Source organism: Burkholderia sp. 9775_39 (assembly GCF_015712225.1).
Lineage (GTDB): Bacteria > Pseudomonadota > Gammaproteobacteria > Burkholderiales > Burkholderiaceae > Burkholderia > Burkholderia cenocepacia.
The window spans coordinates 95,128-113,225 of record NZ_JACCQC010000006.1; the positions used below are offsets into that span (position 1 = coordinate 95,128).

13 protein-coding genes are annotated in these 18,098 nt (G+C 68.4%); 4 read left to right on the plus strand and 9 right to left on the minus strand.

What is annotated here, in order from left to right:
* Window positions 1-5: 5 nt before the first annotated feature.
* From H0X90_RS10300 to dnaE, 3 genes are read right to left on the minus strand one after another with little or no spacing between them, the layout of a single operon-like run.
* Entirely contained in the window at window positions 6-1,070 is a 1,065-nt protein-coding gene (locus tag H0X90_RS10300; protein WP_077188917.1) for a glycosyltransferase family 4 protein, read from the minus strand.
* 32 nt (window positions 1,071-1,102) lie between these two features.
* Window positions 1,103-2,890, minus strand: a complete 1,788-nt coding sequence (gene msbA / locus H0X90_RS10305; protein WP_034201493.1) for a lipid A export permease/ATP-binding protein MsbA — start codon at window positions 2,888-2,890, stop codon at window positions 1,103-1,105.
* Between the two features lie 32 nt (window positions 2,891-2,922).
* Window positions 2,923-6,456: a DNA polymerase III subunit alpha gene (gene dnaE / locus H0X90_RS10310; protein ID WP_058901673.1), complete on the minus strand. Its 3,534-nt coding sequence runs from the start codon at window positions 6,454-6,456 to the stop codon at window positions 2,923-2,925.
* Window positions 6,457-6,672: 216 nt separating this feature from the next.
* Between dnaE and H0X90_RS10315 the strand changes: the two genes are divergently transcribed.
* Complete coding sequence (locus tag H0X90_RS10315; RefSeq protein WP_006489627.1) at window positions 6,673-7,527, plus strand: sulfurtransferase; 855 nt, start codon at window positions 6,673-6,675, stop codon at window positions 7,525-7,527.
* 24 nt (window positions 7,528-7,551) lie between these two features.
* Window positions 7,552-8,448: a tRNA glutamyl-Q(34) synthetase GluQRS gene (gene gluQRS, locus H0X90_RS10320; RefSeq protein WP_077188896.1), complete on the plus strand. Its 897-nt coding sequence runs from the start codon at window positions 7,552-7,554 to the stop codon at window positions 8,446-8,448.
* Between the two features lie 250 nt (window positions 8,449-8,698).
* On the opposite strand, the gene H0X90_RS10325 is transcribed toward gluQRS, so the two are convergent.
* The 4 genes from H0X90_RS10325 to purT form a co-directional block, all read right to left on the minus strand.
* Window positions 8,699-10,249, minus strand: a complete 1,551-nt coding sequence (locus H0X90_RS10325; protein ID WP_043205573.1) for a DEAD/DEAH box helicase — start codon at window positions 10,247-10,249, stop codon at window positions 8,699-8,701.
* Window positions 10,250-10,630: 381 nt separating this feature from the next.
* Window positions 10,631-11,011, minus strand: a complete 381-nt coding sequence (locus H0X90_RS10330; RefSeq protein WP_006489598.1) for an MliC family protein — start codon at window positions 11,009-11,011, stop codon at window positions 10,631-10,633.
* A 93-nt stretch (window positions 11,012-11,104) separates the two neighbouring features.
* Entirely contained in the window at window positions 11,105-11,290 is a 186-nt protein-coding gene (locus H0X90_RS10335) for a DUF6726 family protein (protein WP_006489604.1), read from the minus strand.
* Between the two features lie 18 nt (window positions 11,291-11,308).
* Window positions 11,309-12,523: a formate-dependent phosphoribosylglycinamide formyltransferase gene (purT, locus tag H0X90_RS10340; protein ID WP_006497053.1), complete on the minus strand. Its 1,215-nt coding sequence runs from the start codon at window positions 12,521-12,523 to the stop codon at window positions 11,309-11,311.
* Window positions 12,524-12,738: 215 nt separating this feature from the next.
* On the opposite strand from purT, the gene H0X90_RS10345 reads away from it, so the two are divergent.
* Window positions 12,739-13,284, plus strand: a complete 546-nt coding sequence (locus H0X90_RS10345; RefSeq protein ID WP_006489608.1) for an META domain-containing protein — start codon at window positions 12,739-12,741, stop codon at window positions 13,282-13,284.
* A 383-nt stretch (window positions 13,285-13,667) separates the two neighbouring features.
* Here the strand turns inward: H0X90_RS10345 and H0X90_RS36185 are convergent, their stop codons facing one another.
* Both H0X90_RS36185 and H0X90_RS36190 read right to left on the minus strand, forming a co-directional pair.
* Window positions 13,668-14,300: a hypothetical protein gene (locus H0X90_RS36185; protein WP_290440906.1), complete on the minus strand. Its 633-nt coding sequence runs from the start codon at window positions 14,298-14,300 to the stop codon at window positions 13,668-13,670.
* A 162-nt stretch (window positions 14,301-14,462) separates the two neighbouring features.
* On the minus strand, window positions 14,463-14,780 hold the full coding sequence (locus tag H0X90_RS36190; RefSeq protein WP_171984223.1) for a hypothetical protein: 318 nt from the start codon (window positions 14,778-14,780) through the stop codon (window positions 14,463-14,465).
* Between H0X90_RS36190 and H0X90_RS10350 the strand changes: the two genes are divergently transcribed.
* Window positions 14,758-18,006, plus strand: a complete 3,249-nt coding sequence (locus H0X90_RS10350) for a DNA translocase FtsK (protein WP_290440905.1) — start codon at window positions 14,758-14,760, stop codon at window positions 18,004-18,006. The genes H0X90_RS36190 and H0X90_RS10350 overlap by 23 nt on opposite strands.
* The last annotated feature ends 92 nt before the right edge of the window (window positions 18,007-18,098 follow it).

Consider the following 18,098-nt stretch of genomic DNA (forward strand, 5'->3'; position numbering starts at 1 on the left):
GACCGCTACGCCGGCGCCCACGCCTCGCGGGCCAGCGCGAGCAACTGCTCGACATGATGGCGCACGCCCGGGTCGTAGCCTACCGCGTCGCGCGCGACGGCAGCCCGGTCGCCGGCTCGCACGCGCTGTGCGGCCGTCGCCAGCACGGCGCGCAGCGCCTCGACATCGTCGGCTGCGAACGTCAGCTTCGCATGGTCCGCAATGACGTCATGGCAGCCGAGCGTGGGCGGCAAGATCACGGGCGTCCCGCACATCACTGACTCGATGCCGACCAGCCCGAACGGCTCGTATTTCGATGCAAGGATCGTGTAATCCGCCGCGCGGTATCCGTCCTCGATGTCCTTCACGTAGCCGATGTAGCGCAGTTGCGCCGAGGTCCGCTCGGGCGGGCGGCCGGCCACCGCGACGACGATCGACGCGTCCGTCCCCTGCAGCCCGGCCTCGATCAGCGGCAAGCCCTTGCGCACGTGGCTGCTCGACGGAAACAGCAGCACGACGTCGCGCTCGCCGAAACCGAAGCGGCGCCGCAACGCGGTGCGCTCGTCGTCGCCGACAGGCGTGAAGCGCTGCGCATCGACGGGGGGATACAGCATGCGGATCCTGGCGTCGTCGACGCCGTACAGCGTGCGCAGTTCGTCGCGCATCATCTGCGAATGCGCGACCACATAGCGCGCATTCGCGTACTGCCGGCTCTCGAGCGCAATCTGGCGCCGGTCGAAATAGCCCGGTGCGCGGCCGATCGCGCGCAAGAACCCTCGATGTGTGCCGCCGCAAATCGCGATCTCCGAGCAGGCGACCCGATTACAGCCGATCAGCACATCCACGTCGGCCGCGCGGCGTGCACCGCGGAGCCGCCACGAGAACCATTCGTCGCGCAACTTGCCGGGCAGGAACGAGACGTTGATCCGATGCGGCTCGACGAGCCGCGCCTCCGGAATCGACGCGTCGACGGAACGCGCGAAGAACGCGGGCGTCACGCCCGCCTCCGCCATTCCCCGCGCGATATCGATCGCGTAGCGCTCGAGGCCGCCCCCGTGCTTCAGCGCATTGGCCGACAGGCCGATCTTCATCTCCGCACGCGCGACACGGGCCCGCACGACGCTCACCCGGCCTCCTGCTGGAACTGAATCCGATGCAGATGGGCATACAGGCCGCCGGATGCGAGCAGCGCCGCGTGGCTGCCGCTCTCGACGATTCTGCCGCCGTCCATCACGAGAATCCGGTCTGCACGCTCGATCGTCGACAGCCGGTGTGCGATCACCAGCGTCGTGCGGCCCTTCATCAGCGTCTCGAGCGCCGCCTGAACGTGACGCTCGGATTCCGAATCGAGCGCCGACGTCGCTTCGTCGAGAATCAGGATCGGCGCATCCTTGTAGATCGCGCGCGCAATCGCGAGACGCTGGCGCTGGCCGCCCGACAGGCGCATGCCGTTGTCGCCGACGAGCGTGTCGAGCCCGTCGGGCATCGCCTCGACCGTACTGAGCAGATTCGCGGCGCGCAGCGCCGCCGTCACGCGTTCGCGGTCGGGGGTTTGGCCGTACGCGACGTTGCTCGCGATCGTGTCGTTGAACAGCACGACATCCTGACTCACCATCGCAATCTGGTCACGCAGGTCACGTAGCCGATACTCGGGTAACGCGACGCCGTCGACGAGAATCTCTCCGGACGTCGGATCGAAAAAGCGCGGCATCAGGTTGACAAGCGTCGTCTTGCCGCTGCCTGACGGCCCCGCGAGCGCGATCATCTCGCCAGGCGCCACGTCGAACGACACGCGGTCGAGCGTTGGCTTGCCGGTGCCGGCGTGATACGCAAACGACACGTCGTTGAAACGAATCCGGCCGGTGGCCCGCTCGAGCGGCTTGCCGCCGCCTTCGGGCTCACGCGGCTCGTCGATCAGGCCGAAGATCAGCTCGGCCGCCGTCATCCCGCGCTGCAGCGGCTGGTTCACGTCCATCAGGTGCTTGAGCGGCGAAATGATGAGCAGCATCGCGGTGACGAACGCGACAAAGCCACCGACCGTCGTCTGGTCGTTCGCGGACTGCACGACGGCAATCGTCAGCACGACGGCCAGCGCGATCGACGCGAGAAACTGCGTGAGCGGCTGCGCAAGCCCACCCGACACGATCATTCGCATCGAATAGCCGCGCAGACGCCGGCTCAATTCGTTGAAGCGGCTGATTTCGTACTGCTCGCCGTTGTGGATCTTGACGACCTTGTAGCCGCCGACGGTCTCCTCGACGATGTACGCGAGCTGGTTCGTCAGCATCTGGTGCTCGCGGTTCAACCGGCGCAAACGCCGGTTGATCTTGCCGACGAGCCAGCCGATACACGGCAGCAACACGGCGACGATCAGTGTCAGTCGCCAGTTCAAATAGAACAGGTAACCCAGCAGAAAGACCACCGTCAACGAATCGCGCACGAGCGTAATCAACACGCCCAGCAATACGTTCAGGACCTGGTTGACCTCGAAGACGACCGCATTGATCACCGTACTCGCGGTCTCGCGCTGAAAAAACGACACGCCGGTGTGAATCATCCGGTTGAACATCTCGATCCGCAGGTCGAGCAGGATCCGGTTCGAGACATACTGAAGCAGATAGTTGGACGCGTACTGCGCGGCGGCACGCACCAGCGCGAGACCGACGACCGCGATCGGCACGTAGAGCTTCGCGGTCACGTCGCCCTTCGTGCCGAAGCCGCGGTCAAGCAGCGGCTTGAGCAACGCCGGAATCCCGGCTTCCGTTGCCGCGACGACGGCCATCGCGAGGACGCCCGCCACCATCACCCACAGGAGCGGCTTCAGGTACGGCCAAAGGCGGCGCGCGACGACCACGGGCGACGATGCGTCTTCCCCGCCTATGGGTTTGCTAAGAGTAGGCTTGACGCTCAAGGTGCCCTCAAGGAATTTGAATCGAAAATCATTCAGTAGACGATTTCGGCGGAACTACCGTCGAACGCCGCGCGCAGCTCTGCCAGCAGCACGTCGCTCGGTTTCACGCGCCAGGCATCGCCCAGACGCATTTCGCCTTGCGCGCGCGCGTTGCTGTAGTGGATCTGCACCGCGAGCCCGTTCGGCAGCGGCGCCTGCGGGCGCCGACCGCCATCGCGCCCGCCGCCGCGCGGCGCGGGCGCTTCGATCACGTTCGCGGCGGCCGGATCGTCCTTCGACACGTGCGGCTCGAGCACACGGCGCAGCGCGAGCGCGTCGGCGTTGCCGTTCATCGTCAGCCGCACGGCCTGCGCGTAGCGGCTGCGCGCGCGTTCGAGATCCATCACGGTATCGGCCGTGAAGCGAATGCCGCCGGTGAACGCGTCGTTGCGCGCCTGCCCCTGCACGATCAGCAGCTCGTCTTCCTTGAACAGCGCCTTGTTCGCCTCGAACTGTTCGTTGAAGATCGTGATCTCGCACTGGCCCGTGCCGTCGTCGAGCAGCGCGATCAGCATCTTGCCGCGCTGCGTCATCTGCGTGCGCAGCGACGCGATGATGCCGGCGACGAGCTTGTCGCGCCCTTCCTTCAGATCACCGACCTTCTGCCGCACGAAGCGCCGCACTTCGTCGCGATACGCATCGAACAGGTGGCCGGACAGATAGAAACCGAGCGCGGCCTTTTCTTCCTGCAGGCGGCGCTTGTCGTCCCACGCGGGTTCGTCGACGAGCGCATGCGCATGCGGCGACTCGGCGCCCATGTCGAACAGGCCGGCCTGCATCGCGTTCGCTTCGGCCTGGTCGGCCGCTTCCATCGCGAGCGGCACCGACGCGATCAGTTGCGCACGGTTCGGATTCAGCGAATCGAACGCGCCGGCGCGGATCAGCGCCTCGACCGTGCGGCGGTTGACGACGCGCCGGTCGATCCGTTCGCAGAAGTCGAACAGGTCGGTGAACGCCTTTTCCTCGCGGGCGCGCAGGATTTCCTCGATCGCGTTCTGGCCGCTGCCCTTCACCGCGCCGAGGCCGTAGCGGATCGTGCGCGAGCGCTTGCCGTCGGCTTCCGCGACCGGCTCGAACCGGTAATGCGACTGGTTGATGTCCGGCGGCAGCACGGCGAGGTTGTTCACGACGCAGTCGTCGAACAGGATCTTCACCTTGTCGGTGTCGTCCATCGCGAGCGTCATGTTGGCCGCCATGAATTCGGCCGGATGGTGCGCCTTCAGCCACGCGGTGTAATACGCGAGCAGCGCATACGCGGCCGCGTGCGACTTGTTGAAGCCGTAGCCCGCGAACTTCTCCATCAAGTCGAAGATCTCGTCGGACTTCTCGCGCGTGAGGCCGTTCTTCGCGGCCCCCTCGGCGAAGATCTCGCGGTGCTTGACCATCTCCTCGGGCTTCTTCTTGCCCATCGCGCGACGCAGCAAGTCCGCGCCGCCGAGCGAGTAGCCGCCGATGATCTGCGCCATCTGCATCACCTGCTCCTGATAGACCATGATGCCGTAGGTCTCTTTCAGGACGGGTTCGACGCGCGGATCCGGGTATTCGACCTTCTCGCGGCCGTGCTTCCGCGCGCAGAAGCTCGGGATCAGGTCCATCGGGCCCGGCCGGTACAACGACACGAGCGCGATGATGTCCTCGAAGCGGTCGGGCTGCGCATCCTTCAGCATGCCCTGCATCCCGCGGCTTTCCAGCTGGAACACCGCGACCGTGTTGGCTTTCTTCAGGATCTGGAACGACGCCGGATCGTCGAGCGGCACCTGCGCGAGCGACCAGTCTGCCTTCGACGGATCGAGACGGCGGATGTAGCGCTCGGCCCAGTCGAGGATCGTCAGCGTCGTGAGACCCAGAAAGTCGAACTTCACGAGGCCGACGGCTTCGACGTCGTCCTTGTCGTACTGGCTGACCACGCCGCCGTCGTCGCCCTGCGTGTACAGCGGGCAGAAATCGGTCAGCTTGCCGGGCGCGATCAGCACGCCGCCCGCGTGCATCCCGACGTTACGCGTGAGGCCCTCGACGCGCTGCGCGAGATCGAGCAGCTGGTGGACTTCGTCCTCGTGGTCGTAGCGCTCCTGCAGCTGCGGTTCTTCCTTCATCGCGTCGGCAATCGTCACGTGCTTGCCGGGCTTGAACGGAATCAGCTTCGCGACGCCGTCGGTAAACATGTAGCCGAGGTCGAGCACGCGGCCGATGTCGCGCACGGCCGCCTTCGCGGCCATCGTGCCGAACGTGGCGATCTGCGAGACGGCGTCCGCGCCGTATTTCTCCTTCACGTACTGGATCACGCGATCGCGGCCGTGCTGGCAGAAGTCGATGTCGAAGTCGGGCATCGACACGCGTTCCGGATTCAGGAAGCGCTCGAACAGCAGGTTGTAGCGCAGCGGATCGAGGTCGGTAATGCCGAGCGCGTACGCGACCAGCGAACCGGCGCCCGAGCCGCGGCCCGGGCCGACCGGCACGCCGTTGTTCTTCGCCCAGTTGATGAAGTCCGCGACGATCAGGAAGTAGCCGGGGAAGCCCATCTTCGTGATGGTCCCGCACTCGAATTCGAGGCGCTTGTAGTACGTGTCGCGCTGCGCGTCGCGCTCGGCTTCGACCGGATACAACTGCGCGAGGCGGGTTTCGAGCCCCTCCTTCGACAGCTGGACCAGGTAGTCGTCGAGCGACATGCCGTCCGGCGTCGGGAACAGCGGCAGTTTCGGCTTGCCGAGCTCGAGCTTCAGGTTGCAGCGCTTCGCGATCTCGACCGTATTGGCAATCGCCGACGGCAGGTCGGCGAACAGCGCGGCCATGTCGTCCTGCGTGCGGAAATACTGGTCGGTCGTGAAACGCTTCTGGCGCCGCGGGTTCGCGAGGATGTCGCCTTCCGAGATGCACACGCGCGCCTCGTGCGCGGTGAAATCGTCGTCGGTCATGAACTGCGTCGGGTGCGTCGCGACGACCGGCAGCTTCAGCGACGCGGCGAGCGTCGCCGCCTCCTGGATGTACGCCTCGGCGCCCGGCTGGCCGTAACGCTGCAGCTCGATGTAGAAGCCGCCCGGGAACACCCTCGCCCAGCGCTCGGCGTGACGGCGCGCGGCTTCTTCGTTGCCCGCGGCCAGCGCGAGCCCGATATCGCCCTGTTGCGCGCCCGACAGCGCGAGCAGCCCCTGCGCGAGCTCGCCGTCGAGCCAGCTCGCGTCGAGTTCCGCGCGGCCGCGGTACTGGTTCGTGAGCCACGCCTTCGACAGCAGCTCGCAGAGATTCAGGTAACCGACCTTGTCCTTGACCAGCAGCAGCAGCCGCGACGGCTTGTCGCGGTCGTCCGGATTGGCAATCCAGACGTCGCAGCCGGCGATCGGCTTGATGCCCTTGCCGCGGGCTTCCTGGTAGAAACGGACGAGGCCGAATGCGTTGCCGAGATCGGTGAGCGCGAGCGCGCCCTGACCGTCCGCGGCCGCCGCCTTGACGATGTCGTCAATGCGCACGATGCCGTCGGCAATCGAGAATTCGGAGTGAACGCGAAGATGGACGAAGCGAGGATCTGACATGGGCGCTATTGTAGCCGCCCCGCCGCGCGGGCTGCCCAAAAAATGCCCGCTTTGGCCGTTCGGCCGATGCACGCGGCGACGCGTCGCGCGGTTGGCCGATCGGCCAGGTACCGACGCCCGCGCCGTTTGCGGGATAATACGGTTTTTCGAATCAGCGCCCCGGCTTCGCACCCTTTTTTGCGGGCCGCCGGGCGGCCGTTTTCCCGTCGGACCATCATGACCATCGTCAACCTCGCCGCCTACCACTTCGTATCGCTCGACGCGAACGAGCAATGGCGCCCGCTCGTCACCGCCCGCTGCAACGAACTCGGCCTGCGCGGCACGATCCTGCTCGCGCCGGAAGGCATCAACCTGTTCATCGCCGGCACGCGCGAAGCCACCGACGCATTCATCGCGTACATCCGCCACGATCCGCTGTTCGAAGGCAAGTTCGCGACGCTGCAGTTCAAGGAAAGCCTGTCCGACTCGCAGCCGTTTCGCCGCATGCTCGTGCGCCTGAAGCGCGAGATCATCACGATGAAGAAGCCCGCGATCAAGCCGGAACTCGGCCGCGCGCCGTTCGTCGACGCGCGCACGCTGAAGTCGTGGCTCGATCGCGGCCACGACGATACCGGCCGCCCGGTCGTGATGCTCGACACGCGCAACGCGTTCGAGGTCGACGTCGGCACGTTCGACAACGCGCTCGACTACCGGATCGACAAGTTCAGCGAATTCCCGGAAGTGATCGACGCGAACCGCGCCGACCTCGAAGGCAAGACGGTCGTGTCGTTCTGCACCGGCGGCATCCGCTGCGAGAAGGCCGCGATCCACATGAAGGAAATCGGCATCGACAACGTGTACCAGCTCGAAGGCGGGATCCTGAAATACTTCGAGGAAGTCGGCGGCGCGCATTATCACGGCGACTGCTTCGTGTTCGACTACCGCACCGCGCTGAACCCGCAGCTCCAGCCGACCGAGAACGTCACGTGCTTCGCGTGCCGCGCGGTCGTCACGCCGGAAGCGCAACGATCGCCGAGCTACGTGGCCGGCAAGTCGTGCCCGGCCTGCGCGCAGGCAGCCAGCGCCGCGTAACGGCGCGTCGCACCGCGACCCGCGATGAATCCCGGCTATCGCGGCCGCTTCGCGCCGTCGCCCACCGGCCCGCTGCACTTCGGCTCGCTGGTCGGCGCGCTCGCAAGCTGGCTCGACGCCCGCGCGCACGGCGGCACATGGCTCGTCCGCATCGAGGATCTCGACGGCCCGCGCACGGTCCCCGGTGCGGCCGACGACATCCTCGCGACCCTCACGCATTTCGGCATGACGCCCGACGAACCGCCCGTCTGGCAGAGTACGCGCGATGCGGCCTACACGGCCGCGCTCGAGCGGCTCGTCGCGGCGGGGCTCGTCTATCCGTGCGGCTGCACGCGCAAGGAAATCGCCGATTCGCTGCGCGCCGCCCATGAACGCCATACGACGCTCGCGTATCCGGGTACCTGCCGCACCGGCCTGCACGGCAAGCCCGCGCGCGCATGGCGGCTGCGCGTGCCGGACGGCGACGATGCGGTCGTCACGTTCGACGATCGCTGGCAGCACGCGCAATCGCAGAACCTCGCGACCGAAGTCGGCGATTTCGTGCTGAAACGCGCGGACGGCCAATGGGCGTATCAGCTCGCGGTCGTCGTCGACGATGCCGATGCCGGCATCACGCACGTCGTGCGCGGCGCCGACCTGCTCGATTCGACCGCGCGCCAGATCTACCTGCAGCGCTGCCTCGGCGTGCCGACTCCCGCGTACCTGCACGTGCCGGTCGTCGTCGATGCCAACGGCGAAAAGCTCAGCAAGCAGACGGGCGCGACGGCACTCGAACGCGACGATCCGCTGCCGGCGCTGCGGGCCGCGGCCGCGCATCTCGGTCTGGCGGCCGATGGCGATCTGCCGGGCCATACGATCGACGCGTTCTACGCGGCCGCGACCGATGCATGGGTGCGTCGCTTCGGGCCGCGTGCCGGTTGAATCGCTTGCAGGACGCCGGCCCACGCCGACGACGCGCCTGTCTCGGTCAGCACCGAATCCAGCCGCATGAAAGCAAGGCGAAAGCCACGTCCGCCGACGACTCGGCATCGAAAGCTCCTCCCGCACGCGGCAAGCAATAGCTCGCACACGCCCCGCCCCGATCTCGCCCAATGAAAAACGGGCACATGCTCGTCACATGTACCCGCTTGTCCGGCAGCGCTCACGCACCGCCCCAACCACTCGGCCCGCCTTATGCCGACGGCTTGCGCGGCATCCCGAAGCCGCCGAGCAGCGCGGCGACCTGGCGCTTCGGCCCTTTCTTCTCGGGCTGCTGCGCGGGCTGCGCGTCGTCCGGCTGCTTCGCCGACGCCGACGGCTCGTACGGCTTCAGGAAGAAATCGTCGACCGGCGTTTCGTGGCGGCGATGATGGCCACCGCGCTCGGCGCTGCCCGACGACCGGCGGCCCGAGGCACCGCGATGCTCGTCGCGATCGCGCCGGCCGCCCCGTTCGCCACCGCGCTCACCGCCACGCTCGCCGCCGCGCTCGTCGTGACGATGGCGCGCCGGTTTGTCGAGCTTGAGCGTCTGCATTTCGAGCGGACGCTTGATCAGCTTCTCGATATCGGCGAGCTGCTTGCGCTCGTTCGGGCTGCACAGCGACAGCGCGTCGCCCGTCGCACCCGCGCGGCCGGTACGGCCGATCCGGTGCACGTAGTCTTCCGCGCTGAACGGCAGGTCGAAGTTGATCACGGCCGGCAGCTCGGCGATGTCGAGACCGCGCGCGGCCACGTCGGTCGCGACCAGCGCCTCGATCTCGCCGCGCTTGAACGCGTCGAGCGCCTGCATCCGCTCGATCTGCGTCTTGTCGCCGTGGATCGCCGATGCGACCACGCCGTCGCGCTCGAGATTGCGCGCGAGGCGGCTCGCACCGATCTTGCTGTTGCAGAACACGATCACCTGCTTGAGGCCGCGATCGCGCAGCAACTGCACGACGGCCGCCTGCTTGTCGCCTTCGGCGACGTCGTAGACGATCTGCGTGACGTTCGCGTTCGTCGAGTTGCTGCGCGCGACCTCGATCGTCTGCGGGTTGCGCAGGTAGGTCGACGCGAGCTTCTTGATTTCGCCCGAGAAGGTGGCCGAGAACAACAGCGTCTGACGCTCCTTCGGCAGCAGGTTCAGGATGCGCTGCAGATCGGGCAGGAAGCCCATGTCGAGCATCCGGTCGGCTTCGTCGAGCACGAGGATCTGCACCTGGCCGAGGTTCGCCGTCTTCTGCTGCACGTGGTCGAGCAGGCGGCCCGGCGTCGCGATCAGGATCTCGACGCCGCGGCGCAGTTCGGCCGATTGCGGGTTCATGTCGACGCCGCCGAACACCACCGCGCTGCGCAGCGGCGTGTGCTTCGCATACGCGTGCACGTTCGCGGCGACCTGGTCGGCGAGTTCGCGGGTCGGCGTGAGGATCAGCGCACGCACCGGGTGGCGCGCCGGTGACGCGCTCGTGTTGGCCTGCGGCAGCAGACGCTGGATGATCGGCAGCGAGAAGCTCGCGGTCTTGCCGGTGCCCGTTTGCGCGGCGCCCATGACGTCGCGGCCGGCGAGCACGACCGGAATGGCCTGCGCCTGGATCGGCGTCGGCGTCGTATAGCCCTGCTCCGCAATGGCTTTCAGGATATCGGCGGCAAGGCCGAATTGATCGAAGGTTGCGTCGACGGGCTTGGCGACAGAATCGGACATGGTGGCGTTTCGCTCAAAAGGCGCGGCGGGGACATCGTGCGTCAGGCCAGCCGGGCCTGCGCTCATCACAATTCGGAAATAGACGGAGCCGCGGCGCGCCGCGCGGCGCCGCTCTGGCGCTTGGGACCGGTTCAATGCGAACGCTGGACGCCAGGCCGTGCGGACTCCGTTCGGCGCGAATGCCGGCGGAAAGGGCCGTATTGTAGCACCGTGCGGGCATCTGTCCGTGACAACGCCGCGAACGGCCGTGGCGGCGGTTCGCGCGGCGGGGCCGCCAAGGCCCGCCCAAGGCCCGCGCGGGCGAACGGCTGGCCGATCGGGTTATCCGACTCGGCCAGCACACGATATTAGGGGTTCGATCTCTAAGCGTCGTATCGACAGGTCCGCCGTCAGCCCGACAGCCGGTCAACGCGGGTGGCGAATACGCTCCGCGATCGTGCCCGCCGGTCAGCCCTTCTTCTTTTTCTTCTCGACCTGCACGCAGTCGCCCAGCAGCGGCGGCGACTTCGGGTCGGCGATCTCGTCGCGCAGCGTCGCTTCCTTGCCCTTCGTCCACCACGTATAGCGGCCTGCCTGATAGCGCGCGCCGGACGCCGACACCGTATCGACGAACAGCATCTGCTTGCCGTCGACCGGCACGAGCGCGAAGCTCTGGCCGTTGCCCGCGAGCCAGTACGACACGCGCATCGGCTGCTTGTGGTTCGCGCACTGGTAGACGGTTTGCTGGCGCGCGTCGGCGTCGATCTCTTCGACGGTCAGTTGCGCGGCATGCGCGACGGAAACGGCGGTGCCGGCGAGCGCAAGCGCAGCGAAGGTTTGGCGAATCATGCAGGTCCTCTCACGAGACGGGTGGAAACGCGCCCTCGCGGGGCGCGCGGTTATTGTTTATCGGGTGGCGGGAAAGCACGCCGGTTGCCGGAATCAGGGATCGATCACGTCCGCGCACGCATCGGTCGGCGCGGCGGCGACATGGCCGACGAGCGGCACGATCTTGAGCCCGGCCGACGCCACCCGGCACGGCGCGGCCGCGAGGCCGCAGCCCGCGAGACTCGCGACGAGCGCCAGCGCGACGCCCAGCTTTCCGATACGCAACCATCTCGACGCCATCGTCCTCTCCTCGTTCCGTCAGCGCGCCGACACGGGCCGGACGGCCGCGGCCGCGCGCTTCGCGCGTTCGCGGGCTTCGTCGACGCTCGCGCCGGTCGCCAGCGCGACGCCCATGCGCCGCTTCGCAAAACTTTCCGGCTTGCCGAACAGGCGCAAGTCCGCGCCCGGCACCGCGAGCGCGTCGCGCACGCCTTCGAACGCGATCCCGCGCTCGTCGAGCCCGCCGTAGATCACCGCCGACGCAGCCGGCGTGCCGAGCGCCGGATCCACCGGCAGCCCGAGAATCGCCCGCGCGTGCAGCTCGAATTCCGACTGGCGCTGCGAGGCGAGCGTGACGAGGCCCGTATCGTGCGGCCGCGGGCTCACCTCGGAGAACCAGACGTCGTCGCCGCGCACGAACAGCTCGACGCCGAACATCCCGCGTCCGCCGAGCGCCTCGGTCACCTTGTGCGCGATCTCGCGCGACTTCGCGAGCGCCGCCGCGCGCATCGGCTGCGGCTGCCACGATTCGACATAGTCACCCGCCACCTGTACGTGGCCGACCGGCTCGCAGAAGTAGGTACGCGTGTCGAGCGTCGCGGGGTCGATCGCGCGCACGGTCAGCTGCGTGATCTCGTAGTCGAAATCGACGAAGCCCTCGACGATCACGCGGCCGTGGTTCACGCGCCCGCCCGCCATCGCATGGTCCCACGCGGGTTTCACGTCGGCATCGGTCTTCACGACCGACTGCCCCTTGCCCGACGACGACATCACGGGCTTCACGACGCACGGCATGCCGATCTTCGCGACGGCCGCGCTGAAGGCTTCGAACGAATCGGCGAACGCATACGGCGACGTCGGCAGGCCGAGCTCCTCGGCCGCGAGCCGGCGGATTCCTTCGCGATTCATCGTGAGCTGCGTCGCGCGCGCGGTCGGGATCACCTCGGCGAGGCCGGCCGCCTCGATCGCCGCGAGCGCGTCGGTGGCGATCGCCTCGATCTCGGGCACGATCAAATGCGGGCGCTCGGCCTCGACGATCGCCCGCAGCGCGGCCGGGTCCGTCATGTCGATCACGTGCGCGCGATGGGCGACCTGGTGGCCCGGCGCATCCTGATAACGATCGACCGCGACGACTTCGACGCCGAGGCGCTGCAACGCGATGATGACTTCCTTGCCGAGTTCGCCGGCGCCGAGCAGCATGACGCGCGTGGCCGAGGGTGAAAGCGGCGTACCGAGCCGCTGACCGATCTGCATGTGATTTCCCGCTGGTTCTGTTGGAGGACGAAAACGGCTTCGATGTTAACACGGGCATCCGGGCCGGTTTGGGCGGTTTGGTCGCGCCCACGCCGCGCCGCGCGATCCCGTGGGCGGGCTGCGAACGTTTTCACGCGCGAAGTGTCGGCTCGCCTGCCGCGGGGCGGGTGCGTTACTCTTACGCCTTGATCAGAATCCGAAGAGGAACGAGGCTCATGTCCCACCTGTCCGCGGCCGCACGCGCACGCACCGGCCTGCTTCGCCCGTTGCGCGCGCCGCTTTGCGCGCTGACGCTTGCCACGCTTCTCGCCGCCTGCGCGATGCCGACCCATCCCGATTCCGCCGCCCCCGCGCCCGACCCGTACAACCCGGCCGCCGTCCAGCTGCTCGACGACACCAGTTGGGAGCTCACCAGCTGGGTGAACGCCGACGGCACGCCACGCGCGATCCCGCACGGCGACAACGGCGAACCGATCAAGCTCGCGCTGTCGACCGATTCGGGCATCCGGCGCGCGAGCGGGTTCTCCGGCTGCAACCGCTACATGGGCACCTACGCGATCAAGAACGGCGTGCTGAGCTTCGGCCCGCTCGCCGGCACGCGGATGGCCTGCCCGAACACGCTCGGCGGCCAGCTCGAAGCCGCCTACCTCGATGCGCTCGCCCACGTCGAGAAGACCGGCGTGCAGATGCGTGCGCCCCAGCAATTGCAGATCGTGACCCAGGCCGGCGCAACGCTGACGTTCACGCACCGGAGCCCCTGATGTACGGCGCGCGCGAAGGCCGACCGACCGCCTTCGCGTGGCGCGCCACGCGCACGCGCCAGCCGCGTGCGTCGCGCAGCGTGAATCGGAATCACGCCGCGTTAGAGTCTTGTTCGCCGGCCGGTTAAACTCGGCGGGTCGCGCCCCGCGCGCCCCGCCCCACTCCTGTTTCAAAGCATGCACACGGTTGTCTTCGGCTGGTTCGGCATCTCCGCCGTCTGGTTCCTCCTTCTCTTCTGGCGTCTCGTGCAGGCGATGCTGCCCGGTGGCGGCGGACTCGCCGGTCGCGGCTCGATTCGCCTGTGGCTCGGCTTCGCCGCGGTATTCGTCGCAAGTTGCACGCTGACGAGCCCGCTGTCGGGCCCCGACACGAACGCGCTCGGTCATGCGTTCTCGGCCGGCTTCGCCCACGTGCTCGGCCCGGTCGGCACGCCGGTCGCGATGGTCGTGCTGTTCTTCGCCGGCCTGCCGTGGCTGACCGGCATCGGCTGGCGGCAGTTCGCCGCATGGGTCGACACGTCGTTCGGCGTCAAGCTGTCGCGCGACGGCGGCGACGACGACGCGCGCGGAATCGCCGACCTGCCGCGCAGCGCGCTGCATCGCGACGACGACGTCGTGCAACCGACCACCGCGCACACCGTCAACTCGATGGCGCCGCGCCAGAACGGCCGGTATTCGCGCCCGACATTGTGGAAACCCGATCCGCAGGCACGACCGAAGCCGCGCAGCAAGACGCCCCCGCGCCCGCTTGCGGAACCCGTCGCGCCGTCGGGCTGGCTGAAGCCGACCGCCTCCCCGCGCACGCCGGTGCCGCCCGCCCCCATCCCGGCCAGCGCGATGCCGCCGCCGACCACCGGCAGCACCGCCAGCCTCGCGCGCGCCGCCGCGAACGCGCAAGTGCCGCGCCCCGCGCCCGCCCCGCTTCCGGTCGGATTCGAACCCGTCCGGCCGCGTCCGACCGCTGCGCTGACGCAGACCGCGCCGCGCGCGACCGTCACGCCGCGACCTGCCGGCACGCAAGCGCAACGTCCGCCGGTGCGCCCGGTCGCGGGCACGGCGGCCACCGGCCAGTCGCCGGACGCCGCACGTCGCCGCCCGGCGCCGCCCGCCCCGGCGCGCGCGCCGCTCTATGCGTGGAACGAGAAGCCGGCCGCGCCGATTACGCCGGCGCCGAGCGTTCACGACACGCTGCGTTCGATCGAGGCCAGCACCGCGCAATGGGCGTCGCTGGGCGGCGCACAGTCGGCCGATGCAACGCACGCGGCGGCCGCGGCCGCCGCCGTGGCCGGCGTCGCCGCGGCAGCAGGCAGCGTGGCCGCGCCGGTATCGGCGGCATCGGCGGTCGCGTCGAACGCGTTCGCCTCCGCGGCACATGACGTTGCAGCCCAGGACACCAACGTTCCGGCAGCACACAAAGAACACGATGCCGTGCCCGCGTACGACGATCGCGCGCCGATCGTGCTCGACGCCTTCATGCCGGCCGAATCGCGGATCACGCAGGCGCCGGCTGGCGAGTTGCCGGGCCCTGCGCTCGACGACGCTACATCGCACGCGCTGCCGGAAACCGGCACCGACGATCGCGTGGTTTCGCATCACGCCGACGACGAGATCCGTCACGTCGACGATGTGCCCGCCGCGCCGTCGTTCGACGCGCCCATCGATCTCGCGCCGTGGGACGACGTTGTCAGCGCACCGGTTTCCGCCCTCGACGTGTCGACCGAAAACCCGAGCGCCGAATCGCTGGCGAACACCGCAGGATCGGAATCCGCTCATTCAGCCTCCACGCAAACAGGCGATGCAGCGGTTCGCGACCTCGGCACCAGCACACCGACCAGGTCCGTCGATATCGACGACAAGGACGACGCGCAACCGGCGGCTGCCATCGACCGCGCCGCACCGGTCCACGTGCCGCAAGGCGCTGCCGATGCGCACGCCGGTGTAACACCCGTCGAAAGCATCGTTCCGTTCGCTGCGCTGCCCTCTTCGTCGATCGCGCAGACGTCTGCCCGCACGCTTTCCGGGACCGCGTCGACTGCGGCAACGTCCGCACCGGCCGGATCGCAGCCTGCACCGGAAGCTGGCAAGGCAATGGAGGCGGACCCAGCGGCACCGCTGTCGGCCGGCGCTCAACGCGCGACGCCCGCCGCCACACATTGGACAGCCCCGACGATGCCGTCCGCTGCGGCACCGGCGACCGTCGCTTCGGAAGTGCCGAAATCGCCCGCGGCTCAACCGTTCGCCGCAGCTTCGACGGCTTCGGCCATCGCTGCATCGCCACTGGCCGGCACGGCTCATGGCTCGACTGCACAAGCATCCACACCCGCATCGAGCGTCGCCCCCGCTACCGCCGCCGTCTCACCCGTTGGCACAACCGGCACCGCGCCCGCTTCGCTGACGCAACCGGCCGCATCGGCACCGCCCGTTACTTCCGCCGCGCCGGCATCGCCGGCCGGTGTTACGGGCATGACTTACGGTTCGCTTTCCTGCGCTTCGACGCCCGCATCGACCGCCGCGCCCGTCGTGACGGCATCGACGACCGGTGCGTCGGGTTCGACGTTCGGTTCGATCGCGCCGACGCCGGACACATCGGCGCCCGCCATCGCGACGCCCGCGACTTTCACGTCCGCGCCGAACGCTGCACCGTCTTCCGCGCCTGCATCGACGCTTCCCGCCAGCACGGCGACCACGTCGACCGGTACAACGACCACGACCTTCGCTACATCCGGCTCATCCGGCGCAGTCACCCCGCAGCCGCCAATCAGCTTGCCGGTGTCGCCCACCGCGTCCACCACGACGTCGGCGTCCTTCAGCGCGCTCGCTCCGGCCACCACGGCCGCCGCCACTCCGGCCCACCCGCCCGCGGGTGCGCCTTCAGCCGCAGCCGGATCGCCGATGTCGATCGCGCCCGTACCTGCCGCAACCACAACCGCAGCCGCAGCCGCAGCCGCAACCCAGACGTTCACGACATCGCCCGCCCCTGCCGCTTCGTCGGCAGGCTGGACCATGTCGCATGACGTGACCGCGACGCCGACCGCGGCACCGCCGGCAGCAATCGTCCCCGGCACGAACCTCCCGGCCACGCCGGCAGCCGTCAGTTCGGCGCCGCCGACCGTGATCCCGCCAATCGGCGCACCCGCGGCCCATGCAACCGAGGCCACCGACGCAACCGAACCGCCCCCGGCCGACACCCCCGTCCGTCAGCCGCGCCCGAACGCGTTCGAATTCCACGCACCCGCGTCGTTCAGCGTCGAACTGCCGACGCTCGACCTGCTCGAACCGGCATCCGACGACATCGAAACGATCACCGAGGAACACCTCGCGCAAACCGCGCAGGTGATCGAGCAGCGGCTGCAGGAATTCAAGGTGCCGGTGACGGTGGTCGGTGCATCGGCCGGCCCCGTGATCACGCGCTTCGAGATCGAACCCGCGCTCGGCGTGCGCGGCAGCCAGATCGTCGGCCTGATGAAGGATCTGTCGCGCGGCCTCGGCCTCACGTCGATCCGCGTCGTCGAGACGATTCCCGGCAAGACCTGCATGGGCCTCGAACTGCCGAACGCGAAGCGTCAGATGATCCGCCTGTCGGAAATTCTTGCCGCACGCGAATATCAGCATTCGCCGTCGCAACTGACGATCGCGATGGGCAAGGACATCACCGGCCATCCGGTCGTCACCGACCTCGCGAAAGCGCCGCACATGCTCGTTGCCGGTACAACCGGTTCGGGCAAGTCGGTCGCGATCAACGCGATGATCCTGTCGCTGCTGTACAAGGCGACGCCGGAAGACGTGCGGCTCATCATGATCGACCCGAAGATGCTGGAGTTGTCGGTCTACGAAGGCATCCCGCACCTGCTCGCGCCGGTCGTCACCGACATGAAGCTCGCGGCCAACGCGCTGAACTGGTGCGTCGGCGAAATGGAGAAGCGCTACCGGCTGATGTCGGCCGTCGGCGTGCGCAACCTCGCGGGCTTCAACCAGAAGATCCGCGACGCGGAAGCGAAGGAAAAGAAGATCGGCAACCCGTTCTCGCTGACGCCCGACGATCCGGAGCCGCTGTCGAAGCTGCCGCTGATCGTCGTCGTGATCGACGAGCTGGCCGACCTGATGATGGTGGCCGGCAAGAAGATCGAGGAGCTGATCGCCCGCCTCGCGCAGAAGGCGCGCGCGGCCGGCATCCACCTGATCCTCGCGACCCAGCGACCGTCCGTCGACGTGATCACGGGCCTCATCAAGGCGAACATCCCGACGCGCGTCGCGTTCCAGGTGTCGTCGAAGATCGACTCGCGCACGATCCTCGACCAGATGGGTGCGGAGTCGCTGCTCGGGATGGGCGACATGCTGTTCCTGCCGCCCGGCACCGGCTATCCGCAGCGCGTGCACGGCGCGTTCGTCGCCGACGAGGAAGTGCACCGGATCGTCGAGTACCTGAAGCAGTTCGGCGAGCCGCAGTACGAGGAAGGCATCCTCGACGGCCCGGCCGCCGACGGCGCGACGCAGGACCTGTTCGGCGACGCGCCGGACGCGGAAGCCGATCCGCTGTACGACGAAGCGGTCGCATTCGTCGTGCGCACGCGGCGCGCGTCGATCTCGTCGGTGCAGCGGCAGTTGCGCATCGGCTACAACCGCGCGGCGCGCCTCGTCGAGCAGATGGAAGCGGCCGGCCTCGTGTCGGCGATGGGCATCAACGGCAGCCGCGAGGTACTCGTGCCGGCCGCGGCCGACTGAAGCCGGCAGGCCGGCGGCCGCGAATCATCGATCCGGGCGAGCCACACAACCGGCCGCCCCGCACAAAAAGGCGCTGCCTCGGCAGCGCCTTT